Source organism: Pseudomonas sp. SDT291_1_S447, from assembly GCF_054070155.1.
Map to the genome: position 1 here is coordinate 1 of NZ_JBSVXS010000440.1, position 220 is coordinate 220.

1 pseudogene is annotated in these 220 nt (G+C 67.3%); it reads left to right on the top strand.

The window, feature by feature from the left end:
- Window positions 1-220 (top strand): annotated as a pseudogene (locus tag ACW9IR_RS30280) (hypothetical protein); the annotation flags it as partial.

The window sequence follows — 220 nt, forward strand, 5'->3', positions numbered from 1 at the left end:
CTATTACCCCTGGGCGCTGCAATGGAGCAACCAGGCCCATGTTGCCGAGGCTGGCGCGCCGGTGACGCTGGCGTTGATGTTGAGTGCCTATGCGGTGCCGGTGCTGGCGTTCTACTGCGTCTTCGTCACAGGCATGCAGCCGGTGATGACGGCACGCCTGGTACTTGCCCGCCGCCTGGCCTGCCTGGCCGTAGCCGCGCCGCCGGCCTACACGCTGATG